The sequence below is a fragment of the Undibacterium sp. Di27W genome, from assembly GCF_049340345.1.
Lineage (GTDB): Bacteria > Pseudomonadota > Gammaproteobacteria > Burkholderiales > Burkholderiaceae_D > Undibacterium.
On record NZ_JBMPOS010000013.1, the window covers coordinates 168,837 to 193,785 of the forward strand.

The window sequence follows — 24,949 nt, forward strand, 5'->3', positions numbered from 1 at the left end:
CATATGATGCAAAATTGTTTTCAATCTGGGCTAAGGGGGGCACGATAATCTGCTTTAGCAAATCGCGGTAAGATATGCCATCCAATGAACGCTGAGGTCAATTATGAAGATCAGGTTTTATCATGCGCCAGACGCCAACTGCTGCGAACGCTTGTTATGGATACTTGATTACAAACAAATCGATTACGAGCGCATTGATGTCGGCTTGGGTGATGTTGGCGAGCAAGTCAGATTGCTGAATCCCTTTGCCCGCGTGCCAGTGATGGAGGTGGATGGAATCGCTTTAAGTGAATCCATGGCCATGGCAGAATTTATAGAAGAGATCGCTCCCAGTCCAGCTTTGCAATACCAGGCAGCCTTTGCCCGAGCACAGGTGCGTGAAATTTGCGAGGCAGTTAACTCATCCATACATCCACAGCAAAACGGTAGCACGGTGCGATTTTTCCATCCCGACTGGAGCAGGGAGCAGATGCGTCCGCTAAGAGCAAAGTGGCTGTTGATGAATCTGCAAAAGCTGCAGTCACGTTTATGGCTGGGCAGTCAGTTTGCCGTTGGTACACAATTCACTCAGGCCGATATTTTCGTCGCCATCATCTATCGCAAGGCCGTGGACCTTGGGGTGACAGTGACTGATTTGCCTGACTATGAACATTATTGGAAATTTTTAATGAGTCATGAGTCAATCCGGCTCAGTTGCCCTGTTGCGTCATGAGCCGTTAAAAGCTGGCGTATGGCAAAATCCAAATTAAGACGATTGAAAATAGGGGGGGACAGTTTTCTCTGGACTGTAAAGGCGACACATCTACCACGTACCGTAACGATGATTGACTATCCTGTGCATGTGAAATTCACTGCCTTTCTCGAAACACATAAGACGTCGGCTCTGCATATCCATTTTCACACCAGCGCGACCGTGATGGGTAACTGGCTGATATCTGGAATTGGTGAAGTCAATTTACATCTCCCCAGCTTTGCGCGTTTGCTGATACTCGCTGGACTGGAGCAGGGCTGGAAAGCCTCGCGCCAGACGCTCAGTATAGAAGATGGCCTGCCGATTTTGAAAGATGCGGGATATAGCATCAAGGATGCTTGCGATCGTGCAGATGCATAATCAGGACAGTTAAACTAGTAAAAAATCAATTCAATCAACATTTCAAGCAAGATGTTTTTATTAAGGAAGTCAGATCATGCACCGCTATTTATTCTCTTTCGCCCTTTTTTGCATTGCTGGCAATGCTATGGCAAGTGTCCATGAAAATTCAATTAATGTCACATTTCCCGATAAAGTGGCGACACTGACTTTCAGCGAAAAGAAAGAGTTTCCCAAGAAAGAACTGGGAGTGAATATCCGCTATCAGGGCATTGGTCCAGTTGTTGGGTCAATTTATATTTATAACTCTGGACTCAGCCAAATCCCGACTGGTGTCGGTTCACCCCTCATTCATCAGCACTTTATCCAGGTCATTAATGAAGTCAAGCAGCTTGCAGCAATGGGGCAAGTCAAGGCAGTTAATCTGACTGGAGGGAGCACTATTTCAAATTTTAAAGGCTGCGGCCCACAATTCATGTGGCGCGCTTATGAATTGGATATGGGAGACAAGGTTTTATCGTCTTACACTTATTTGACAGGATTGAATAATAATTTTGTCAAATTGCGCCTGAGCCACTTGAAAGGAGACATGCAAGGCAAGCGAGAACTTGAGCAATTTGTGGAAGAACTTCGTAAGCTTCTAGGAAATTGTAGAGACTAGTCATTTTTATTCTTCTCGCACCAAATAAAAAGTATTTGAATAATGAAATCATTAGAACGCGCACTGACATCACTGGAAGGCTTGTCCATAGGCGACGCTTTTGGCCAGTGTTTTTTTCAAACGGAAAATCAGTTACTGCTTGCCCAGGGGCAGCAATTGCCTGACGCTCCCTGGTACTTTACCGATGACACAGAGATGACATTGTCTATCGTGCGTGTATTGCGTAGCCACGGTGAAATTGATCAAGACATACTCGCAAAAAGCTTTGCGAAGCACTACAGCTATGACCGTGCCTATGGACCATCCATGCACAGGGTCCTGGCTCGTATCAACGACGGAGAAGCCTGGCAAGATGTGGTTGCCAGTGCGTTTGAAGGCCAGGGGTCTTATGGCAATGGCGCAGCCATGCGCGCTGCACCGCTTGGGGCTTACTTTGCAAATGACCTGACATTGCTGATGAAACAGGCCAGCTTGTCTGCCGAAGTAACACATGCTCATCCTGAAGGAATAGCAGGAGCGGTTGCAGTTGCACTGGGTGCAGCCCAGGCTTGCCTTTACAGAAATGCCGGGATAAGACCCACGCATGCAGAATTTTTGGGCAAAATTATTGACTGTTTACCGCAAACTGAGGTGCGTTCGAAACTGGTTCGTGCCCAGTCCATGGCCAGGGCAGGGTCTATGGATTTTCCAGTCTCTGTTTTAGGTAATGGTCATCATATGTCGGCACAAGATACCGTGCCTCTGGCCCTTTGGTGCTGCGCCCAGGCGCTGGAAGATTTTGAAAAGGCGATGTGGCTGACGGTAAGTGCTGGTGGTGATCGCGATACCTTATGCGCGATAGTTGGCGGTGTTGTCGCATCGTTTGTTGGTAACGAAGACATTCCTGATAACTGGAAAATATGTCGAGAGGTTTTGCCTGCCTGGTATCTTGAGGATTGAAATTGACGAAGAAAATTTTTTGGGAAGATCCCTATCAGACCCATCTGCTGGCGCAAGTAAGCAAGATTGAAGGCAATGATATCTGTCTCGCATCAACGATTTTCTTTGCGTTTTCTGGTGGCCAGGAAAGCGACACCGGCAGTATCGCTGGCCATACTGTTCTGGCTGCACGTAAAGACGGGTATGAGCTACTTTATACCTTGCCGGAGGGGCATGGCTTGCACCCGGGGCAGGATGTGCAGGTCTGTATAGATTGGGAAAGACGCTACCGTCTCATGCGTTTGCACTTTGCCGCCGAACTGGTACTGGAATTATTTTATAAATCACTTCCAGGCATAGGCAAGACCGGTGCCCATATCGCGCAAGATAAGGCGCGCATAGACTTTGTCTGGGGTGAGAGCATAGCTCCTTTGCTACCCGCTTATGCGGAACAAGTACAAGCTATCATAGCTGCCAATCTCGACATCAACTGCGCTTTTGAAGATGAATCCACAGAAAGACGTTATTGGGAAATTGCAGGATTTTCGTGCGTGCCCTGTGGCGGTACCCATGTCAGGCGCACGGGTGAACTAGGACAGATCAGATTGAAACGCAATAATATAGGCCGGGGCAAGGAGAGGGTAGAGATTTATCTCGTACCTTAAAAGTTACATGAACGGTTCAAATCTATAGCTACTTAATGAATGAAAAAAATGCCGGGATACCCGCGTCTACCCGGCTACGCCCTACCGTACGCGTAAAGTATCGACGAATCGACAAAGGGACTGGTCATCCCACTGGCAGCCAATGAGATCACCGGGCACATGTCGGTATTCCACAATACCTTTTGGGTAAAGATCGCTGAATCTGGTGTAAAAGCGATTTAACTTTATACCCTTGGAGGATACGCCAGATACAGCCACTATACGATCATTTTGCCCTCCAATGCCGCCATCTGCAAACAAAATGTCGCCAACAAGAAAAAAACGGTGTGGACGCACCACTATCGCGAGTTGGCCGCATGTCTCGTTAATTGTCAAGTTGCTGTCCAATTGCGAATTCATCCACAACTCTTTGAGCATTTTATCATTAAGTCGCCGATAATTCCTGTTGAGGTATTCGTATGATCTTAACCAGTGTTGCCAGTCTGAGGCTTTGTTGAGTTTGTTTTTTTTGACATATAAAACAGTTTTTTCCCACTGCTCTTCAGGGGTCAAGTAAGTTTTTGCGCGAACCATTTTTTAGAATATGAATAATAACGAATTGAAAAATTTTACATGCGGCTATAAAAAAATAGACAGTGAGTACAAGTTAATGTACACCGATTGTCATTTTTCTTAAAACATGCAAGGTTCATTTTAGTTATTCGCAAGTTCGAATAAAGGAAGGCCAGATTGAGTACGGTTTATCGCTACAGGGCAAGACCAGACTTGTTGCCAGCGTATTGGGAGCATTGGTATGAGCCGAATGAGTTTATCATTTTTTTATCAAGGCTGGCCTCAAAGCTGGCGCAAACTGATCAAGAGTGCATGTTTGCAGTTTGGTTTGCTTCACACGATATGAAAGTTTGGGGGAGGCATATTGATTTTGATATCAGTGCCTTGCCCTGGAGGATGGCAAATATAGAAGAAGATAAAACCTTTCTATTGTCGGTGATAGCGGCAGCTATCAATGATGTGACCACAAAAAATACAAGCAATGGAAGATACTACAATGACTTGAAGATCGCGTTTAGCAGGTTTGGTTTGCTTATTCAGGCTTTTTTACCTGAACATGCCAATTTGGATCAAGAAATAATTTGGGCATACAACGATAATCAGGAACCCAAAGAATTTCTAAAGTGCCCAGAAGACCAAGTTTATTTGCATAAAAATGGGTGTGTTGTTTGTGGTGGTCGACGCAAGAACCCGCAAAGTGAGCCTGATCCCAGATTTTTGCAGACAGAAAAGAAGCTTGAAGATGTAAATCGATATGGCAGTGGTTTTGTTGCTGGTACGCTGGTGCATACAGACAGTGGATTAGTGGCAATTGAGAAAATTCGGGTTGGCGATAAGTTGCTATCAACTTTTGGATATTGGCATAGCCCTGAATATATCCCAGTCTTGAACATTACTGTACATGAGGCCAGTGAGGTTTGGCTACTTGAGTACCATGATGGGGAATTGCCGTTTGATAATTTAGTGCTTACTGGGAATCAGCTATTTTCAAGGCATAGTGATTGGTACACGGTAGATAAATTGGCAGGTGAAAACATTGATTGTCTTCATTCCAGATTTAAATTTAGTCACTCGCAAGAGGTTCATCGAGTCCGCAGAATTCTGAAAACCGACAAAGACAATATAGGCTGGACGCATGCTGATAGTTGTAAATATGGGTCAACGGTAGATTTACGGGATACTCAGATAAAAGTGAGTAAAACATATGAAGAAGACAGCGTTAATGATTCTGCCTATGAAATAAACGAATATTTCAGTTACAGGGTTTATAAGCTTGATCTTGGAAAGTCTTGGTATTTCTTTGTAGGAAAATCGGGTATTTTCACTAAATCCATGTGAGTTTCAGTTCAGGTGATGGAGGATATGAGAATGCTACAGCAATATAAAACAGTCTTGTAATGTAGTATCAGTCTGGATAGTATGGCGAAGGACTGTGAATGTGCGGTTGTTTTGTATGCGATCGCAGCAGGCAGGTGCAATAATAATGCGAAATGTACCGCGAAATATAATTAGGGTTGGATGCAGTAAAGTGGTTGGGGGTGTAGACCAGGATACGGAGCAAGCACTTAGCTTGATAAAGGAAGCAGCAGAATTAGGCTATCGGGATGCGATATTGGAAATGCAAAAGATAGCTTCGGAAAAGTAGTGCGTACAAACTCGGATTATTTGAAAAACGGCGACGAAACTCTTAAGCTTCGTCGCCGTTTTTGCTTATGGCACGCAGCAGATGATTACTTCCCAAACAAAGAAGAAAACTGTTGCAGTACCGCTGACGGGTTGATGTTGCCAGCTTCTGGTACTTGTCCGTGAGGTGTCAGGTGGTCGATGATGCCGGGCAAAAAATCAGCCAGATGGCTGGCCGCACCTTCATGGGAAATACCGGCTGCATCCGCCAGTTGCTGTAGCTGTCCACCGCCCAGGACTTGCTGGATTTGTGTCGCAGAGACGGGCATATTTTGTCCTGAGCTTACCCAGGATTGTACGATGTCAGCCAGGCCAGCCTGATGAAAGGCACTGATCAGTGATTGCAAACCGCCCACGCCACCTGGCTGTTTATCTCCCAGCATGCCAACTACAGCCTGCATCAACGCGGCCTTGCCGCCATCATTTTGATTCGTACTACTCAGCATGCTTAAAGCGCTATCGAGTAAGCCCATGATCTTCCTTTTTGAATTGATAAACTACCGCAAGTGTAAATCCGGGTATCGACAGGAATTGTGAATTCTCTATGAAATTTGACAATGTTTTACGGCCAGTGAAATCTTGCCTGGTGGCAGGACAGCATACACATATGCTTACATGCCACCCCAGGCGGCATTGAGTATGGCGATGGCAGCCAGGCCAGCAGTCTCGGTACGCAAGATGCGCGGGCCCATCCCTAATGCCAGTACGCCATGTTTGATGGCCAGGTTTTCTTCTTCGTCGGAATAACCACCTTCAGGACCGACCATGAGGCTGACAGCTTGTGCCGGATGGTGGCGTGACCAGTCAGCCAGTGATTGTTCTGCGCGTGGTGTCAGCAATATTCTTTGATGCATGTCTTGCTGTCCCAGCCACTGGTTAAAATTCATCAGTGGTGCCAGGTGGGCGAGGCGATTGCGACCGCACTGTTCGGCGGCGGCGACGATGATGCCTTGCCAGTGCGCCTGTTTTTTCTCGGCACGTTCTGCTGATAGTTTGACGACACAGCGTTGTGCCGCCAAGGGCTGGATGGCGCTGACACCGAGCTCCATGGCTTTTTCTATGATCCAGTCCATCTTTGAGGCTTCAGGCAAGGCCTGGACCAGATTCAGTGAATAAGGCAGTTCACACTCTTCTGGTAAAAAAACTTTGACTTCTGCAGTCACATTTTTCTTGGCGACCTGAGTCAGGGTGGCAACGTAACTGCCACCTTCGCCATTAAAAATATGAATGTTATCGCCTACATTCTGGCGCAACACAAAAACATGGTGCGCGACTTCATCTGGAAGCGCTATGGTGGCCCCTATGCTTAAAGGGAGAGGGCAGTAAAAACGTGGCATACAAATTCTCTATATTCGGTAACTTTACTTCATTGTTCAGTAGGTCATGCAGGCAGCGTTCAGCATACCTAAACCCAGGCTCAAAGCACCAAGGAAGATGCCAGAGGAAATTTTATTTTCTGGTATGTCCGAGACGATGCCAGGTATCAGCAAACGGGCGATGCCAAAGGCCAGCAATTGTATGGCCAGAGCGATCCCTCCCCAAAAGCACATATCAACCAGGCTGATGCTATTGGCAATGGCTGAGGCCAGCGCCGTGCAATAACCCAGCACTGCACCAGACAGGCTGGCAGCGGCCGCCATATTGCCTGCGCGTATCAAGGCGATTTCACGATAAGGTGTGATGAAGATATAGATGACTATAAATATCGCCAGCAAGACCAGGGCAGCACCAATATGGCTGAAGAAGGCAACTAACCCGTGTGTCATTAATTGTTCACTCATGGGGCATCCTATTCGACAAAATAATGAGGAATGAAACGGCTGGTGTTTTTAGTGATCAGGGTTTCATCTTCGCGTATGCCTATGCCTGCAGGTTCGTCGCCCACTATCCAGGCACCGATAGAGGTATAAGCAGGTGTGATGCCATCATCAAATTTGGGCTGCGGCGCATATGCCTGGTAGATATAGCCTTCTTCACCATAGTCACCTCCAGTATGCATGACTTCACCATTGGCGTAGATGGAAATGTTTTCCCCCTCGCGTGAATACAGCGGTTTTTTTACATGGTTGCCACTGATGCGCCAGGCGTCAAAATAAGCAGGCAAGAGATTGGGGTGATTCGGGAACAGCTCCCACAAGATCGGTAATATGGCCTTGTTCGACAAGATCATCTTCCAGGCAGGTTCTATGATGCGCATAGGGCGCTTGAGCAAATGATTGGAAAAATCTTCGCGGCACAGCCATTCCCAGGGGTAGAGCTTGAACAGATTATCTATCCTGCTGTCTGCGTCATCGACGAATATACCTTCATCTTCATCCCAGCCCAGGGATTCTATGGCGCATTGTTTGGTGGCAAAGCCTGCCTGTATGGCAGTGTCACGCAAATACGAGAGATTGCCTTCATCTTCTTCATTGCCGCCTGCGCAGGCGAAATGCAACAGACCCTTGCCAGGAAATTTTTTCCATTGCGCTATGAGTTTTTCATGCAGGGAATTGAACTGGTCCGCGTCGGGAAATACATCCTGCAACCAATACCATTGGGCGACACTGGATTCGACCAGGCCGGTAGGCGTGTCGGCATTGTATTCCAGCATCTTGGGCGCACCTGTGCCGTCCCAGCTCAGGTCGAAACGACCGTACAGGGAGAATTCTTTAGCGCGCCAGCTGTCTTCGACCTGTGACCAGAAAGCCTGAGGTATGGCAAATTTTTCCTGCATACCTTGCTTGACCACATGGTCCACCGCCTGCAGCGACATCTGGTGCAAGTCCAGGCTGGCTTGCTCGAGGGTGTCGACTTGCTCGGCAGTAAAACGATAGGCATAGCGTTCATCCCAGTACAGACCATCGATGGAATGGTAAGTAAATCCCAGGGATTCAAACTGCTGTTGCCAGCCTTGGCGTGGTGTTAAAGAGTTGCGTATCATTAACCGCCCCCACTGCTACCACGCGCCGTGCCGCCAAAACCACCGCGGCTGATACCGCTGCGACTGCTGGTGGTGGTGCTGCGACTGATGGCATGATCACTAGCGGTGTTGCTCACGCCAAAATTTCTTTGCACGGTGTCCCGATAACCAGGGGAATAATAAGGGCCGAAAAAGCTGTGGGAGTAGCCAGTGTAGTTACTGCCATTGCTGCCATTTGTGCCTGTGTAGCTGCTGCCTGTAGAGGTGGCGGGCATGCTGGCGGCATTCAAGTCAGTGCTGGAGGCCACGGTTTCACAAGCAGTGCCATCACCCCAGTCCTTGCGGCAGTCTTCGAGGCTTTTATATTGATCGCGTATGGTGGTCAGCTCCTGGCTACCACTGCTACCAGTGCCATCAGCGGTATCGCTGCTGACGCTGCATGCAGTCAGGGCGGCGCTGGTCACCAGCATGAGCGGCAGGGTGCGGCTGACTCTGCGTTTGCCATATTGTTTGGTTTTTCCGGCACTCACGATTTCTCCTGTTTCCCTATGTAGAGATTAGGGCATCAGGTCTTTGACATAATTGGGTAAAGCAAATAATGCCTGATGCACCTCGCCATTGTAATACTTTAGCAATGGCAAACCACGGTGTTTAATCTGAAGATTTACCGTTGACGGTGCTATGGTTGATGGATTGCTGCACTTGCTGGCAATTGCCATGCCCCACAATGCACCATACAGGGGAATGAAGACCGTATAGGGATGCAATTGTGGAAACACCATGCTGAGTTTTTTCAAAGTCTCAGCAAAACGTTGCGGGTGATAGTAGGGGCTGCCCAGATGCAATACCAGCATGCCTTGCGCAGTCAGTCTTTGTGCGCATGCCCGGAAGAATTCTTCTGTCATGCAGGTGGCTGCCAGTGAACTGCCGTTTGAGCTGACTGGATCGGTCAGGTCCAGCAGTATCAGGTCGAATTGTTCTGTACTGTGATGAACATAGGCAAAACCATCTTCGTAGCGGTGTTGTATTTTTGGATCATTCAGCGCACCGCGATGAATGCTGCCCAGGTGCTGACGCGCCATCTTGACAACTTCTACATCAATTTCACACAGGGTGATGCTGCTGATGCTGGGGTGCTTGAGTAATTCTTCGCAAGAGCCACCATCACCACCGCCTATGATGAGGGCGGTGCGTGGTTCTGGATGGCTCATGGCCGCAGGGTGTACCAGGCATTCATGATAAAAAAATTCATCTTTTTCTGAAGTCATCATGGCACCGTCTATGCGCATGAGCTTGCCAAAATCGGTGGTATCGGCGATCTCTATGTCCTGCATGGGGCTGCTGCGGCGTGCCAACACCTGATTGATGCGGGTGGCCATAAAACTGTCTTCCGTCAGGGCTTCAAAGGCCATGGCCGGGCCATGCTCGCCTCTGCGCAATTCCTGGCGCGAGACAGTGCCTGGTTTGAATACCGCAATCAGCGCGTCGACTATCTGCCTGGCTTTGCTACCATTGTCATGATTGAAATTGCAAACATACACATCCAGCGTCACTGCATGACGTTCTGGCCAGGTATGGATGGCGACATGGGATTCTGCCAGCAGCAATGCACCGGTTACACCAGCCGGGCTGCCATCTTCATGGCTGAAGGGGTGAAATTTTTCCCCAACGATAGTCAGGCCAGCAGCGACGGTGATCTTACTCAGGCAGAGACGCAGGCTTTCCGGGCTGACGAAATATTCTGGCGCTGCTTCACAATTGAAGCAGTCGGCGGTCAGGTGTAAGCCTTCCATAAAACTTTCTTTAACTCAAAGGTTCGAAAATACCCTGCAAATCTTCTGCAGTCAGTTGCGCGCTGGCGATTTCACCCTGATCGAGTATGGCGCGTGCCAGGTCAGATTTTTTGATCTGCATTTCCTGTATCTTTTCTTCCAGCGTGCCCTTGGCAATCAGGCGGTAGACGAATACTGGTTTGTCCTGCCCTATGCGCCAGGCACGGTCGGTTGCCTGGTTTTCTGCTGCCGGGTTCCACCAGGGGTCATAGTGGATGACGGTATCGGCTGCAGTCAGGTTCAGGCCTACGCCACCCGCCTTCAGGCTGATAAGGAATAAAGGAACATCGCCTTCCTGGAAGCGCCTTACCACTTCTCCGCGATGTTCGGTATCTCCCGTCAACATGGCATAAGTGAGCTTTTTTTCTTGCAGGGCTTCGGCAATCAGGTCCAGCATGCTGGTGAATTGTGAAAAGACCAGTATCTTGCGGCCCTCAGACAGCAATTCTTCTACCATCTCTATAAGTTCAGTGAGCTTGGCCGAGGCAGGGGCTTTGCCCTTGCCCGTAGTAGTGCCGGTAATTTTGACTAATCGTGGATCGCAACAGACCTGGCGCAGTTTGAGCAAGGCATCCAGAATAATAATCTGGCTGCGCGCCACTCCTTTTTTTGCGATTTCATCGCGTACTTTTTTATCCATGGCGACACGCACGGTTTCATACAGGTCGCGCTGTGCTCCACTGAGTTCTATATGCCGGACTATCTCGGTTTTGGCAGGTAATTCAGTGGCGACCTTGTCCTTGGTACGCCTTAGCAAGAAAGGTTTGATACGGCGGGTCAACAAGGCGTGGCGTTGGGTATCGCCCAGCTTTTCTATAGGAGTGCGGAAATCCCTGGTAAAGCTTTTGAGATCTCCCAATAAACCAGGCATGAGGAAATTAAATTGCGACCACAATTCACCCAGGTGATTTTGTAAAGGTGTACCAGTCAGGCACAGGCGATGATTGGCTTGCAGCAGGCTGGCAGTCTGGCTGGCCTTGGCCTGGGCATTCTTGATGTACTGGGCTTCATCGAGTATCAATAAATGATAGCGATGTTGTCGCAAGCTGTCTTCATCACGCGGCAATAAAGGATAGGTAGTCAACACCAAGTCAACTTCAGGGATTTTTTCAAATAGCTTGTTGCGGTCCTTGCCCTGCAAGACCAGCACCCGCAAGCCGGGCGTGAAACGTTGAGCTTCGCTGGCCCAGTTATCCATCAGGCTGGTGGGGGCCACTACCAGTGCGGGCTGGGTCAGTCTGCCTGCTTCTTTTTCTATCAGGATATGGGTCAGGGTTTGTATGGTTTTGCCCAGACCCATGTCGTCTGCCAGGATGCCGGCCAACTGGTATTCACGCAAAAACTGCATCCATGCGACACCTTCTTTTTGATAATCGCGCAGACTGGCTTGCAAGCCAACTGGCGGGCTGATGCTATTGATACCGCCAAACTCTGCCAGGCGCTGGCCAAAGACTTGCTGGCGTTCGCCGCCTATCCAGCGTAGCTGCGTGGTGGCTGCTAATTCTGCCAGGCGCGCTGCATCCAGCATGGGGAGTCGTATCGCATCACCCTGGTGTTCATTGAAATACAATTCACCCAGGACCAGCAAAATAGGCTTGATACGCGCATAGGGCAGGGCGACCCGGCTGTTGTCGGACAGGTTCAGCAAGACTTGTTCATCATCAGCACGCTGGTTCAATTGGTGCACACTAAAATCTTGCGGGGCCTGGCGTATCAGGCCAACCAGCAAGGGCAGCAGGGAAATTTTGGTCTGGTTGACGACGATGCCCAGTTCCAGATCAAACCAGGTAGATTGCTGGTTTTCTTCTGCAACTTCGGCATACCAGTCTTCTACCACCTCCAGGTCGTAGCGATAATTATCCATCAGGCGCAAATCCCAGCCTTGCGCATCAAGCAGGGGTAATTGCTGGGTAGTGAATTTCAGCCAGGCGTTCTGGTCTCCCAGCACAAGTACATCGCCCAGGTTATGCTCACTGATATCTTCCAGGGAAAATCCCAGGTCAAGCAGGGTTTGCATAGCGGCCTGTTCTGCCCGTTTGTCGCGGGTAATGCTTTCCACAATGTCACCATTGCGGCGCATGATGCTGTCGCCTGGCATGTCGAAGGGGATAAGGGCGTCATCGTAGGAGTACTGCAGCAGGGCAAAGTCTACGGTTTCCCATGGATTGCGCTCATGGCTGCCCATGAGCAGCGAGGGGCGCAACTTGATGTCGTCGCGCTGGATTTTCTGCAATTCAGCGGGCATGGGTATGGTGTTTTGCAGGCCTAGCTCCAGCAGCTTATGTGCCATGGCAATGCGGGTTTTTTGACGCTCCAGCGCAATTGCCGGTGCTTCTTCTACCAGCCTGATCAGGGCAGGTAAATCCAGGTCAGCAGTCGTGGCTGCATGCAATTTGCCGCAGCTCTGAGGCGTCACTATCCAGGGCGGATCGGTAGGCAGTAAATAATATTCTTGAGGCAGGCTGGCGTTTTCAGACGACAATTGCCAGCGCAGACGCATAAAGTCCTGATCTTCCTGCCAAACCAGATTGGCATGCTGATGCTCATGAAATTCCAGTTTTTTTATGGAACTTTGCTTATTCTCCGTGCTCAGCCAGTATAGTTTTCCTGCTTTTGCTATGCGTTCAAGCAAGACGGCACCCATTTTTTCTCTAGGATTGTAGTAAGAGTAATAATAGGAATTCATCGTGCTCATATTGAACAAGGCCAGCAAATCGTAGTCATCGCCCTGGATGAAATGACTGGTGCGCATCACGTCGCGCACGGCCTGGGATAATTTGGTGTATTTCAGTTCGCCCTTGGCATTGAGTTTGGCCTTGCCTGGTATCAGGCGAACTTCCTTGCCATTTGCCAGCGTCGAGAGGGTAAAGATCAAAAAACCTTCATCAGGCTTTTCCTGTTTGCCAGGGGCAGTATAGCTATCGGCATGCCTGGCATTTTGTGCAAATTCCAGTTCATGCAACCATTTTTGCTCGGCGAAGCTGAGAGAGGCCGCGTTTGCAGGCTTGCCCGAGGGGGAGTTTTTTTGCTGATGATCTAAAATATTAAGCAAAACGGCAACCGTGTGCTTGCAGTTGTATTCCACTGGACAACTGCAGCCACCGAGAACCTCCTCCAGACTTCCCTGGTCATCAAAGACAAGTTCAATTTCCTGAGTATAAATATTGCGTCCGCTGCCTTGTACTTCAGACTCAATAAAATCATTTTCAAAACTCCATCCTTTGACTTTATTGTCATTTGCATAGCTTATGCCGCGTATAAAGGTTTCGCGGGGGAATTGTTCAGCTAAATCTTCCAGGGTGAAGCGGTGATTTTTTGATGGCATGTGTGCGTTTTTACTGGTAAAGCAAAGTGTTGAAGACAGAAATTAGTCTAATTTGTTGCCTGTTTATACTTCTAAAGAGTCGCAATTGTAGTATGGACCTCATGCTCTGGTAAAATATCGGGTTTTCGCGGGGAGAGTTTCATGTCCCCAGCTCGCAACACTGACCAGTTTTCTCAAGACTACCTTCTGACACCATGATTTCATCTCTTCAGCCAGCAACACTCACCAAAATGGCCAATGCAATTCGTGCCTTGTCCATGGATGCCGTACAAAAAGCCAATTCTGGCCACCCAGGCGCGCCTATGGGCATGGCGGATATTGCTGTTGCTTTGTGGAAAGGCTTTTATCGCCACAATCCGGCCAATCCTAAATGGATCAATCGCGATCGCTTTGTGTTGTCGAATGGACATGGTTCGATGTTGCATTACTCTTTGCTGCATTTGACAGGCTATGACCTGCCTATCGAAGAGATCAAGAATTTCCGTCAACTGCATTCCAAAACTGCCGGCCACCCTGAAGTGCATATTACGCCAGGTGTGGAAACGACTACTGGCCCACTGGGTCAGGGCATTACCAACGCAGTCGGTATGGCACTGGCTGAAAAACTGCTGGCAGCTGAATTCAATCAGGGTGACCTGAAAGTGGTTGACCATTACACCTACGCCTTCATGGGCGATGGCTGCCTGATGGAAGGTATTTCGCATGAAGCCTGTTCACTGGCTGGCACACTGCAATTGAATAAACTGATCGCTTTCTGGGATGACAATGGCATTTCCATCGACGGTCATGTTGAAGGCTGGTTCACAGACAATACCCCAAAACGCTTTGAAGCCTATGGCTGGAATGTCATCCCGGCAATTGATGGCCACAATGCAGAAGCCGTGGCTAACGCGATTGCTGCTGCCAAAACATCTGACAAGCCTACCTTGATCTGTTGCAAAACCGTGATCGGCAAGGGCTCACCAAATATGGAAGGCACGCACAATGTGCACGGTGCCGCCCTGGGTGATAAGGAAATTGCTGCAGTACGCGCCCATATCGGCTGGGAATATCCACCATTTGAAGTACCGGCAGACGTGTATGACGCCTGGGATGCCAAAGCTGATGGCGCCAAAGCCGAAGCTGAATGGAATACACAATTTGCAGCCTACACAGCCCAGTTCCCGCAAAAAGCGGCTGAGCTGACGCGCCGCATGAATGGTGATTTGCCTGCCAACTTTGATGAAGTGGTAGCGAATGCGATTGCATCCTGCGTAGAGAAAAAAGAAAACATCGCTACCCGCAAGGCTAGCCAGAACGCGATCCAGGCATTTGCCCCATCCTTGCCAGAATTCCTCGGCGGCTCTGCCGATTTGACAGGTTCCAACCTGACCAACTGGAAAGAAAGCATCGCTGTCCGTGGCAACCAGGCAGGTAACCATATCAATTATGGCGTGCGCGAATTCGGTATGAGCGCGATGATGAATGGTATCGCCTTGCACGGCGGCTATATCCCGTTTGGCGCAACCTTCCTGACTTTCTCTGATTACAGCCGCAATGCCATCCGTATGGCAGCGCTGATGAAAATCCGTACCCTGTTTGTATTCACCCATGACTCTATCGGCCTGGGTGAAGATGGTCCTACCCATCAATCCGTTGAGCACGTCTCCAGCATGCGCCTGATCCCTAACCTGGATAACTGGCGCCCATGCGACACAGTGGAATCTGCTGCTGCCTGGGCGCATGCAGTCAAACGCAATGATGGCCCATCGACCCTGATTTTCTCTCGTCAAAACCTGCCTTACCAAGAACGTAGCGCCCAGCAAATCGCTGATATCCAGCGCGGTGGCTATGTCTTGCAAGACGTGGCTGACGCAAAAGCTGTATTGATCGCAACCGGCTCTGAAATTGAACTGGCTGTTAAATCCGCGGCTGAACTGGCGCAACAAGGCATTGCTGTACGCGTGGTGTCCATGCCATCGACCGATGTATTTGACCGTCAGGATGCCGCCTATAAAGCAGCAGTATTGGGCAAGGGCTTGCCACGTATCGCCATCGAAGCCGGTGTCACCGACTTCTGGTATAAATATGTAGGTTTGGAAGGCGCAGTAGTTGGTATCGATACTTTCGGTGAGTCAGCACCGGCAGGCGTCTTGTTCAAATACTTTGGCTTCACTGTTGACAACGTCGTTGCCAAAGTAAAAGCGACTTTAGTTTAAGCTGGAAGACGGAATTGACAGACATTACTGTGAGCAGCATCAAAGAGGTCAGCCTGCGTCGTGCTACCGTAGACGATGCAGAGGCAATTGCTGCCGTGCGCGTGGAAAGCTGGCAAGCTACTTACCGTGGCATGATCCCGGATAATTATCTGGATGAAATGCGCGTAGAAGACAGCATGCTGCAATGGCGTCAGATACTGCAAGCCATGTCGCAGGCAGAAGACCGCATCTGCGTGTATGTGGCGGAAAGCGAAGGCCATATCATCGGTTTTGCATCCGGTATGATATTGCCTGAGCCTAAGCTGGGTATGCAGGCTGAACTGACCGCCATTTATCTGCGACCAGCCTGGCAGCGGTCTGGCATAGGCCGTCGCATGCTGCAAAAAGTAGCTCGTACCCTGCAGGCGCAAGGTGCAGAGAGTTTGCTGGTATGGGTCATCTCCGGCAATGATATCGCCCGCAATTTTTATGAAGAGCTGGGCGGTGCACTGTTGATAGAGCAGGCATTCAGCTGGGATGGCATGGATTTGATGGAAGTGGGTTACGGCTGGAGTGATTTGTCGGTGCTGATGGCATCGGTGAATGCCATGCGTACTCCTTCTTCACTGCACTGATTGTATTTTTGAAGACCGAAAAGCTCACCACGGAGACACGGAGACACAGAGAAAGGCAAGAGAACGGCAGCATCTTTTGAAATTGCCATTCGGATATCTTTAGTTTCCTCATGTTTTTCCTCTGTGTCTCTGTGCCTCTGTGTTGAGAGGTCTTAAGCTGTAAGTGCTCCGATTTTTATTTGTATTTATTGTTGTTTAGTCCTTTGGAGATAAAACCATGACGATTCGCGTCGCAATCAACGGCTATGGCCGTATCGGCCGCAACATCCTTCGCGCTCACTACGAAGGTGGCAAGTTCAAGAACGAGATCCAGATCGTTGCGATCAATGACCTCGGCAATGCAGAATCCAATGCCCACCTGACCCGTTACGACACTGCCCACGGCAAGTTCCCGGGCACAGTCACGGTCGAAGGCGACACCATGATTGTCAATGGCGACGAGATCAAGGTATTTGCAGAACGCAATCCAGCCAATATTCCTTGGGGTGAATTGAATGTTGATGTCGTGCTGGAATGCACAGGCTTTTTCACGACCAAAGAAAAAGCGTCTGCCCATCTGGCTGGCGGCGCGAAAAAAGTCATTATCTCTGCCCCGGGTGGCAAAGACGTTGACGCAACTATCGTCTACGGCGTTAATCACAATGTATTGAAAGCCACTGACACAGTGATTTCCAATGCATCCTGCACGACCAACTGTTTGGCACCTCTGGCCAAGCCTTTGAATGATGCTATCGGTATCGTCAACGGTTTGATGACGACTATCCATGCTTACACCAATGACCAGGTATTGACTGACGTCATGCATGAAGACTTGCGTCGCGCCCGTTCAGCGACCATGAGCATGATCCCGACCAAAACGGGCGCAGCAGCTGCCGTTGGCCTGGTCTTGCCAGAGCTGAATGGCAAACTGGATGGTTATGCCATGCGCGTGCCAACCATCAATGTATCCGTCGTTGATCTGACTTTTGTTGCTGCCCGTGACACGACAGTGGCAGAAATCAACCAGGTATTGAAAGATGCCTCCGAAGGTGCCCTGAAAGGTATCCTGGATTACAACACTGCACCGCTGGTTTCTGTGGATTTCAACCACAATCCAGCTTCCAGTACTTATGACGAAACACTGACAAAAGTATCTGGCCGTCTGGTTAAAGTATCGAGCTGGTATGACAACGAATGGGGATTCTCCAACCGTATGCTGGACACTACTGTTGCACTGATGCATGCAAAATAATCTGCCTAATCTGTTGTTCAGATAGTTTTTGCAGCATGCTTAAAAATACCCCGAACTTTCGGGGTATTTTTTTGTCTATTGAGGATAAGCTTGGTTCATTGAAAGATATTTTTGTTTTGGGAGATTGCTGTGAAGCTCAAGAAACTGTTGGCTGACAATAAAGGTTTCATCGTACTCATGCTAGGCATGGTCTTTGTGCGTAGCGCGCTGGCTGATTACTACATCGTGCCCACCAGTTCCATGTACCCGACCCTGCTGGAAGGTGATCGCGTGATTTGTGACCGTCTGGCCTATGATGTCAAACTGCCATTCACTGATGTCATTCTCAAGCATATGTCTGACCCGCAACGTGGTGACGTTGTCACCTTCACTTCCCCCGTTGATGGTGTACGCCTGATCAAGCGCCTGGTTGCTGTGCCGGGTGATGTAGTGGAGATGCGTGAAGAAAAGCTGTTTATTAATGGGGTTGCCGCCAGCTATGAAGCGCTGGAGCCGCGCAGTGACGATCATCTGACGCCAAAACGCGAATACAAAGGCCAGCAATTGGTTTACAAAGAACAGCTGGGCAGCATGCATCATGAAATGATCGTCATGCCCGAGCGCGAAGCTCTGCGCTCTTTCGCTCCCGTCAAGGTTCCAGAGGGTGAATATATGATGCTGGGGGATAATCGCGACAATAGCCACGATTCCCGCTACATAGGCCTGGTCAAGCGTGAGTTGATTACCGGCCAGGTAAAACGCCTGATGTATTCGCTCAATGGCGACCAGTACTATTCGCCACGATTTGATCGCTTTGGGGCGAAAATTTAAAAATAGACAGATAAACACACCCAAGTAAATCAAGAGACAGTGCTAATTACAGCACTGGTTTTTTTATGGGCAAGCACCATTCTGGAAAATTGTTTAATATGCAAACTGTGATTTAGCAGCTTTCATGATGTAGCCACCAGCCGGAGTGTGCATGCCCCTCGCCGCAAATCAAAGTTACTTTGCTTTTGTGCTCTTTCTATTCGGTATTCTGTTCTCAGGAGCTGGGCAAACCGAAGAGATAAGAAGCAATTATTTCAATGACCCTTTTCTCAACGTCACCGCAGCTATCAAAGATTGCCCTGTCCCTGCCGGCCCCATGCTCAATGGGGCACAAGCCAGGGCTGAAGCGCATTCGAGAATAGAACGTGGCACTAGTTGTTATCAGTCCGGGCAATGTCGACTGCCAAATTCCTATCTGTATGACCAGGAAATTATTCCCAGGGTAAAACGTGCAATTGAGGCGGATGGGCGTTTTGCCGACACCAGCATCTGGCTAGAAGGGCAGCGGCGCTTTGTCTGGTTGAAAGGTTGCGTGCAAACGCCAGGGCAGGCGAAAGAACTGGAGAAACTGGTGCGCAAACTGGATGATGTGGAAGGGGTGGTGAATTTGCTCAACTACAAATAAGCGACATGCGCTATGCTGGTAAGAGATTTCACCACACAATAATTGAATTATTGCGCTGCACAGTGATTATCACTGGACGATGGAAATTAATTAATGAATGATTGATGCTGTAAAGCAATGCCAACCAGGTCCAGGCACACTAACTGGATATAACAAGGAGATGGGTCATGAAATTAATCAGTAAATTGTTTTTGTTCGCTGCAATAGGTTTCTTTATGTCTTCGTCGGCGATAGCAAGGGAAGAACGCGGTACGACTGCCCAAGCGCAAGCCATGGTGAAAAAAGGAATCGCGTATATTAAGAAAAATGGCAAGGAAAAAGCCTTTGCCGATTTCAATGATACTGCGAACAAGGACTTTCATGATCGTGATCTTTACTTGTTTGTCTACGATATGAATGGTCTCAGCCTGTCCCATGGCGCCAACCCTAAAATGATAGGTAAGAATTTGATGGACTTGAAGGTGGAAGGCAAACCTATCATCAAAGATATGATTACTGTCTTGAAAACCAAGAATGAAGGCTGGATCGATTATCAATGGCCAAATCCTGTGACCAAGGCACTGGAAACAAAATCCAGTTATTTTGAAAAGATTGATGATTACTTTGTTGGTGCCGGTGCCTACAAATGATTTGTAAGGCTCCCCAAAAACAGGCCATTGCAATGCAATGGCCTGTTTTTTTAGAACCTTGATTAAGTGTTGGTGGCTACACAGGAAGTGCATCAGCACAGAAACTTGATAAGAGTTCTCTTCATGTCGCAGGAACGGCTTTCGCCGCGAGCATTTGGCCATGTCGAGTTTTATGGTCACCAGGGGCAGCGGACACGCTATGGCAGCAGCTCGGCTGAATTGCTGGTACAGAATGTTGCTGCAATCAGATTTAAGGTATTCCATCTTAAATAAATCCAGGCATTTTTAAAACCAGACTTGCAGGCTCTTTGCATCAAATTCTTGCAGCCAATTTTGTGAAATCTGCTAAATCGTGTGTTGGTAGCTTGCCCTGCCATTGTTTGCCAGATTGGACTTACCACTCATTCCCATTTGCATTATCGTTTCAATTATTGAAAGAACAATTGATTTATAGATAACATTGCCATATAATGTAGTCTTTTACATAACCGAATGAGTAGGGATTCATGCAAAAATATATAATCGAACCAGTAGCAGTTATCGCCAAGGCGCAGCTTGGTAAGGGCCATGCTGTCATACAGGCGTGTAAATTGCCTTTGTCCATTATGATGCTGGCAGTGTTGGGCGCATGTGGTGGTAGCGGGGGGAACTCAACGGCTTCAGGACAAGGGGCGAATCAGGCGGCTCCTAAAAATGCTGTCGCGGTTGCACCGGTCACGACTACGGCGGCGACTACTTGCTATGACGGAGGAATTAATAACCCCATTTCTGGAAACGATTCCTTTTATGAAAATGCCTGGCATTTAAAAAACACAGGTCCTACCCAGGTCGTGTCTGCCGTCAGCAATAATGGCCTCGCAGGCATAGACGCCAATGTTGAAAATGTGCATAAAGACGGCAAAGGCTGCACTGGCAAAGGGGTAACGATCGCCATCGTGGACAGTGGACTGGAAATTGGACATGAAGATCTGGCTGCCAATGTCTTGCCCGGCAAGTCCTGGAACTTTACCAACAATACGGATGATCCTAGTCCTCCAGTTGTGCAATCCAACGTTGATCATGGAACTGGTGTAGCCGGTGTTGCTGCCGCGGTAGGCTGGAATGGTCGTGGCTCACGTGGCACGGCACCATTTGCCTCTCTGGTAGCTTACCCAACCGTAGGTGTGACACCTGTTGCTGGCACTAGTCCCAGTGATATGACTTATCTTTCTTTCGGTGCCAGGAATTTAGCTGATAGTGTGCAGGGCGTAGTGACTTCTTTTGGTAACAGAGCCGATACAACTTCTATCTTTAACTATAGTGCCGGTGCCGACTTTGCAGCACCTGCCGCTATTGATGATTTCTCTCCTCTTGAACTGGCATCTAAATGGGGCACTGGTAATCTGCGTTCGGGCTTGGGGGCTATCTATTTCCAGGCAACCGGAAATGAATTTAGCGGCATGACAGGTCAGCTGCCAGATGGCACGAGCATGATGGTCAATTGTCATTCGACATTATTATCTGACGCCAATGCATTGGGTGGTGAATTATCCAACGTCAAGGGTATGTCTTGTGGTAACCCTAATCATGAATCACGCGGCAAGCCTTATTTCTATCAAGTGGCGTCGATACATAATACCGGTAAGGCTTCGTCTTATTCCAACTCTGGTGCTTCCAACTGGGTTACTGGTTTTGGTGGTGAGTTTGGGACCCATGAAGCAGCCATCATCAGTACTGATAATTCTGGCTGCGCAACTGGTAGCAATAACATCAGCAATAAATCCGATCTGATAGCGCAATTTGGCGAAATTGCAGACAAACTGATTGCCGATTTGTTTGGTGCCTCATCCAAGGATGCGAATTGTAACTACACCGGGCGCATGAACGGTACTTCTTCTGCTACACCTAGTGTCTCTGGCGTGACGGCATTGATACTGGAGGCCAATCCCAAGTTGAGCTGGCAAGATGTGGGCTACATTTTAGCTAAAACTGCACGCAAGGTTGATGCGACCATTGCCACAGGTGCCAATGCGGTCAACTTCACACCCAGCATGGGGAATGGCCCCTGGAATATTGAAGATCCATGGATCGTTAATTCAGCTGGTTTCAATTACCAAAACCGTTATGGCTTCGGTCTTGTCGATGCAGATGCAGCAGTCAAGCTGGCTACCAAGTACACTGCGCCTGCGGGCAGACGTAGCGGTATTTTGTCAGCTACAGGAGAGCCGTCAACATCAGTAAGAGTCAGCCCTACAGTGGGCATCAATTCTTCGATGGTGACGTTTTCAAACGCCAGTGAAGTCAATGGTCCCCTCCGTCTTGACTTGACCCTGACAAATAATTCCGGCACGGATATCAATCCAGGGTATTTGCAATTCATCCTGGAGAATACGACAACCGGCACCAAATCCATCGTCATGCCAGCATTTACTTCCTGGTATGTGGGTGGAAAAAACTTCAAAATGCTGAAGGGTGCGCAACAGAAATTCCGTTTCCATTCAAACGCCTTTTATGGCGAACCTTTGGCTGGTAAATATAAAGTCTATGTCGTTGACTTTAGTGGTGCTTCTGGTGGTACAGGCAAGGCATTGGATGTGAAGACTGTGATAACTTCATTCAGTATCTAAAACCTCTGTATCTAACAATTTATAGCATCAAAAGAAAATAACTGCAGGAAATAACTGCAGATAGCCAGATTGAAGGCGAGTATGTCTCGCCTTCAATCTGGCATAGTGGCTATTTCCTGGTGTATTCCCGCAAATTGATTTTAAAAGTGCAAGGTAATGAAGAAATATTTGATAATCTCAAGCGTGTTGGTAATTGTTGTTGTGAGCGGGTGGTATTACTTCTCATCTGTAGCGGCAGTGACATCGGATGACGCAGCGGTATCTCAGCATGCATCGTCGCAGCCATCAGTACCTGCGCCTGTGCTAAGGGCCCAGGAGCAGTCAGCAAGTATATCTGCGCAGAGCGCGCAAACCGTGACTCAGGTTCAATCCAAAGAGGCACAGATGGCACTGCGAGCACAAAATGAAATTCGACTGGATCGTCGCCTACCCGAATACCATGCCATGAAAATTGATGATAGAAACTGGGCCATACTTGGCAGCAGAGAAGCGGACGGCATCAACGGCAAACAGACTGTGCTGGTCATGCGCGACGAAGTCAGTGGTCAGCTGGCTTACCGCCAATCCGCTTTGCGTTTCGTGCTTAAGGATGGGATGGATTATGAGGCTTTTATCCGTGAGCGCAGCAAGGCCAGACGTTTGTTTGTGAATCCCCTGTATGGAGAAATTGCGCTTGATGCGGCAGATATCACGGCTGAATATGCGGCCCTGGCGAAAGATGAGCGTGTTGCAAAGCTGGACTTTATACCTCTTGCGATTCCTGTTAAACCAAAATAGTTGCAGATGAAAAACGGTTCATGTCACTGATCAAATTGGCGTGCGTCACTGCGAGAAGGGCTGTGCTTGTCAGGTAACACACTTTAACGATTAATTATGTGTGCTGTAGCGAATTCACGACAAATCTGCCTATGTCGTGGAGTAGTATTACTCATCCCACTCTGACGCTTTTTGCAGCTTTTTTACAGCTTTATGTAGTTGTTTCACGTCAATTTTCCCAGTATTTCCCGAACAATATTTTTATATGAAGGAGCTGGATCATGCCGGATAAAACCATTATTGCCAAACCCTTTTCTGGTGACTACAGAATAGATGTCTTGATTGACGACATCAATTACCGCTGGAATGCGGGTAAAGCTTTGGGCTCACCGGTAGAAATCAGCTATAGCTTTATTAAGTCGCCGACTTCTTCGGCTTCTGATTCAGATAAAAATGGCTTCAAAGCTTTTACTGCGGAACAGATGGCGGCGGCCAGGGCGATCTTTACAGAAATCTCCCAAGTCCTGAACGTGACCTTCAAGGAGGTGGCTGACACTGATATTCAATCAGGCATACGCCTGGCAAATAATATCCAGGAAAAAAGCGCTGGTTATGCAAAACTTCCTGTGCCGACAGCAGATGGCACGGCATTTTCCGCTGGTAGCGGTGATCTGTTCATGTCGACGAGCTACATGAATGTCAGTTATGAAAGAGGCAGTGAAGCCTACAAAATATTAATACATGAGATCGGCCATGCGCTGGGGCTCAATCATCCAGGTAATTACAATGCGGGTGAGCCCCCCAGCACCGAAGCGGGCAACTATCTGGCGACTTCGGAAGATAGCAGCTGGATTTCCATCATGTCGTATAACGCGATTGCGCAAAACCAGCAGGGCGAGTTTTTTGCAACCTATGACATGCTGGCTTTAAAGTATCTGTACGGCAGCAAGGCCTATCACGCAGGCAATGATACCTATGCCTATGGCGATGTAGATGGCCGTACACTCAAGATCATCAACGATACCGGTGGGATTGATACCATAGACGTCTCCAAGGCAACGGTAGCTGCGACTATCAATCTGACGCCAGGCGCCTTGAGCTCTGTAGGGCGGATCGCCAATGGTGACGCCGCCATCAATAATTTGTCCATAGCGTTTGATGCGACGATAGAAAATGTCATTGGTAGCGCTTTCAATGACAAATTGACTGGTAATGCAGCCAATAATCTCATTTTCGCCAGTGGCGGGGATGATGTGATTAATGGTGGGGCAGGGCTTGATACAGAAGTGTACGCGGGCTTGAGAGCGGCTTTTACGGTCACGGGAAGCAACGGTGGTTTCAATGTTTCCAAGCCAAATGCACAAGGAATGGATACCCTCAGTAATATGGAGCGCCTGAAATTTTCAGACCTGTCGGTAGCGCTGGACATTGATGGTGTGGCTGGTCAGGCGTATCGCATTTACCAGGCTGCTTTTGGTCGCACGCCTGATCTGGCTGGTCTGGGTTACTGGATCAAGGACATGGATAAGGGGTCGAGCTTGACGACGGTGGCAGCAGGTTTCATGCAATCAAAAGAATTTCTGACGCTGTATGGTGCCAGTCCTTCGGTCGATACTTTCCTGACGACCTTATACAAAAATGTTTTAGGGCGCACCCCTGACCAGGCTGGTTATGATTACTGGAAAGGTGAATTGAGCGCCAATAGAATCAGTTTTGCAGGAACGCTGGCCAGTTTTACCGAAAGCCAGGAGAATAAACTGAAAGTGATCGGCGTCATCCAGAATGGCTTTGACTTCATTGAGTATACCGCTTAACACAAAACAAGAATCCAGGCCCCTGTCCCTTAAAGCCT

General features: G+C 48.6%; 23 protein-coding genes. 15 read left to right on the forward strand and 8 right to left on the reverse strand.

All coding sequences use genetic code 11. The features are described from left to right. Positions 1-103: 103 nt before the first annotated feature. From ACO0LF_RS23840 to ACO0LF_RS23860, 5 genes are all read left to right on the forward strand, one after another. Positions 104-712: a glutathione S-transferase family protein gene (locus ACO0LF_RS23840; RefSeq protein ID WP_423018538.1), complete on the forward strand. Its 609-nt coding sequence runs from the start codon at positions 104-106 to the stop codon at positions 710-712. Positions 713-730: 18 nt separating this feature from the next. After that, complete coding sequence (locus tag ACO0LF_RS23845) at positions 731-1,111, forward strand: hypothetical protein (RefSeq protein ID WP_423018540.1); 381 nt, start codon at positions 731-733, stop codon at positions 1,109-1,111. A gap of 76 nt (positions 1,112-1,187) precedes the next feature. Further along, complete coding sequence (locus ACO0LF_RS23850; RefSeq protein ID WP_423018542.1) at positions 1,188-1,751, forward strand: hypothetical protein; 564 nt, start codon at positions 1,188-1,190, stop codon at positions 1,749-1,751. A 42-nt stretch (positions 1,752-1,793) separates the two neighbouring features. Then, positions 1,794-2,690, forward strand: coding sequence for an ADP-ribosylglycohydrolase family protein (locus tag ACO0LF_RS23855; RefSeq protein WP_423018544.1), 897 nt, complete (start codon positions 1,794-1,796; stop codon positions 2,688-2,690). A 2-nt stretch (positions 2,691-2,692) separates the two neighbouring features. After that, a complete protein-coding gene (locus tag ACO0LF_RS23860) occupies positions 2,693-3,334 on the forward strand; it encodes an alanyl-tRNA editing protein (protein ID WP_423018546.1) in 642 nt (213 codons plus the stop codon). An 81-nt stretch (positions 3,335-3,415) separates the two neighbouring features. Here the strand turns inward: ACO0LF_RS23860 and ACO0LF_RS23865 are convergent, their stop codons facing one another. Beyond that, positions 3,416-3,886: a hypothetical protein gene (locus ACO0LF_RS23865; protein WP_423018548.1), complete on the reverse strand. Its 471-nt coding sequence runs from the start codon at positions 3,884-3,886 to the stop codon at positions 3,416-3,418. A 177-nt stretch (positions 3,887-4,063) separates the two neighbouring features. Here ACO0LF_RS23865 and ACO0LF_RS23870 point away from each other — a divergent pair, with 177 nt between their 5' ends. Further along, the gene (locus tag ACO0LF_RS23870) at positions 4,064-5,224 is read left to right on the forward strand and encodes a hypothetical protein (RefSeq protein WP_423018550.1); all 1,161 of its coding nucleotides are present in this window, start codon (positions 4,064-4,066) and stop codon (positions 5,222-5,224) included. A 392-nt stretch (positions 5,225-5,616) separates the two neighbouring features. On the opposite strand, the gene ACO0LF_RS23875 is transcribed toward ACO0LF_RS23870, so the two are convergent. The 7 genes from ACO0LF_RS23875 to ACO0LF_RS23905 all read right to left on the reverse strand — a co-directional run bounded on the left by ACO0LF_RS23875 (position 5,617) and on the right by ACO0LF_RS23905 (position 13,628). Continuing rightward, positions 5,617-6,042: a YidB family protein gene (locus ACO0LF_RS23875; RefSeq protein WP_423018552.1), complete on the reverse strand. Its 426-nt coding sequence runs from the start codon at positions 6,040-6,042 to the stop codon at positions 5,617-5,619. A 138-nt stretch (positions 6,043-6,180) separates the two neighbouring features. After that, entirely contained in the window at positions 6,181-6,906 is a 726-nt protein-coding gene (locus tag ACO0LF_RS23880) for a 16S rRNA (uracil(1498)-N(3))-methyltransferase (RefSeq protein ID WP_423018554.1), read from the reverse strand. A 36-nt stretch (positions 6,907-6,942) separates the two neighbouring features. Continuing rightward, on the reverse strand, positions 6,943-7,350 hold the full coding sequence (locus ACO0LF_RS23885; RefSeq protein ID WP_423018556.1) for a DUF350 domain-containing protein: 408 nt from the start codon (positions 7,348-7,350) through the stop codon (positions 6,943-6,945). Positions 7,351-7,358: 8 nt separating this feature from the next. Then, the gene (locus ACO0LF_RS23890) at positions 7,359-8,492 is read right to left on the reverse strand and encodes a glutathionylspermidine synthase family protein (protein ID WP_423018558.1); all 1,134 of its coding nucleotides are present in this window, start codon (positions 8,490-8,492) and stop codon (positions 7,359-7,361) included. Further along, positions 8,492-9,001 carry a hypothetical protein gene (locus tag ACO0LF_RS23895; RefSeq protein ID WP_423018560.1) on the reverse strand — a complete coding sequence of 170 codons (510 nt, stop codon included), beginning with the start codon at positions 8,999-9,001 and terminating at the stop codon, positions 8,492-8,494. Before ACO0LF_RS23895 ends, ACO0LF_RS23890 begins: the two co-directional genes overlap by 1 nt. Positions 9,002-9,028: 27 nt before the next feature. Then, on the reverse strand, positions 9,029-10,264 hold the full coding sequence (gene speE, locus ACO0LF_RS23900) for a polyamine aminopropyltransferase (RefSeq protein ID WP_423018562.1): 1,236 nt from the start codon (positions 10,262-10,264) through the stop codon (positions 9,029-9,031). 10 nt (positions 10,265-10,274) lie between these two features. Further along, positions 10,275-13,628 carry an SNF2-related protein gene (locus ACO0LF_RS23905; protein WP_423018564.1) on the reverse strand — a complete coding sequence of 1,118 codons (3,354 nt, stop codon included), beginning with the start codon at positions 13,626-13,628 and terminating at the stop codon, positions 10,275-10,277. A gap of 194 nt (positions 13,629-13,822) precedes the next feature. Here ACO0LF_RS23905 and tkt point away from each other — a divergent pair, with 194 nt between their 5' ends. The 9 genes from tkt to ACO0LF_RS23950 all read left to right on the forward strand — a co-directional run bounded on the left by tkt (position 13,823) and on the right by ACO0LF_RS23950 (position 24,911). After that, the gene (gene tkt / locus ACO0LF_RS23910; RefSeq protein ID WP_423018566.1) at positions 13,823-15,826 is read left to right on the forward strand and encodes a transketolase; all 2,004 of its coding nucleotides are present in this window, start codon (positions 13,823-13,825) and stop codon (positions 15,824-15,826) included. A gap of 14 nt (positions 15,827-15,840) precedes the next feature. After that, on the forward strand, positions 15,841-16,440 hold the full coding sequence (locus tag ACO0LF_RS23915; protein ID WP_423018568.1) for a GNAT family N-acetyltransferase: 600 nt from the start codon (positions 15,841-15,843) through the stop codon (positions 16,438-16,440). Positions 16,441-16,657: 217 nt separating this feature from the next. Continuing rightward, positions 16,658-17,671: a type I glyceraldehyde-3-phosphate dehydrogenase gene (gene gap, locus ACO0LF_RS23920; RefSeq protein ID WP_423018570.1), complete on the forward strand. Its 1,014-nt coding sequence runs from the start codon at positions 16,658-16,660 to the stop codon at positions 17,669-17,671. Positions 17,672-17,800: 129 nt separating this feature from the next. Next, the gene (gene lepB / locus ACO0LF_RS23925; RefSeq protein WP_423018572.1) at positions 17,801-18,481 is read left to right on the forward strand and encodes a signal peptidase I; all 681 of its coding nucleotides are present in this window, start codon (positions 17,801-17,803) and stop codon (positions 18,479-18,481) included. A gap of 151 nt (positions 18,482-18,632) precedes the next feature. Continuing rightward, positions 18,633-19,106, forward strand: a complete 474-nt coding sequence (locus ACO0LF_RS23930; protein WP_423018574.1) for a BON domain-containing protein — start codon at positions 18,633-18,635, stop codon at positions 19,104-19,106. 167 nt (positions 19,107-19,273) lie between these two features. Continuing rightward, on the forward strand, positions 19,274-19,735 hold the full coding sequence (locus tag ACO0LF_RS23935; RefSeq protein WP_423018576.1) for a cache domain-containing protein: 462 nt from the start codon (positions 19,274-19,276) through the stop codon (positions 19,733-19,735). Positions 19,736-20,241: 506 nt separating this feature from the next. Further along, the gene (locus ACO0LF_RS23940) at positions 20,242-22,341 is read left to right on the forward strand and encodes a S8 family serine peptidase (protein ID WP_423018578.1); all 2,100 of its coding nucleotides are present in this window, start codon (positions 20,242-20,244) and stop codon (positions 22,339-22,341) included. Positions 22,342-22,497: 156 nt separating this feature from the next. Continuing rightward, positions 22,498-23,118, forward strand: coding sequence for a hypothetical protein (locus ACO0LF_RS23945; RefSeq protein ID WP_423018580.1), 621 nt, complete (start codon positions 22,498-22,500; stop codon positions 23,116-23,118). Between the two features lie 260 nt (positions 23,119-23,378). Then, positions 23,379-24,911 (forward strand): DUF4214 domain-containing protein, encoded by a 1,533-nt coding sequence (locus ACO0LF_RS23950; protein ID WP_423018582.1) that lies wholly within the window; start codon positions 23,379-23,381, stop codon positions 24,909-24,911. The last annotated feature ends 38 nt before the right edge of the window (positions 24,912-24,949 follow it).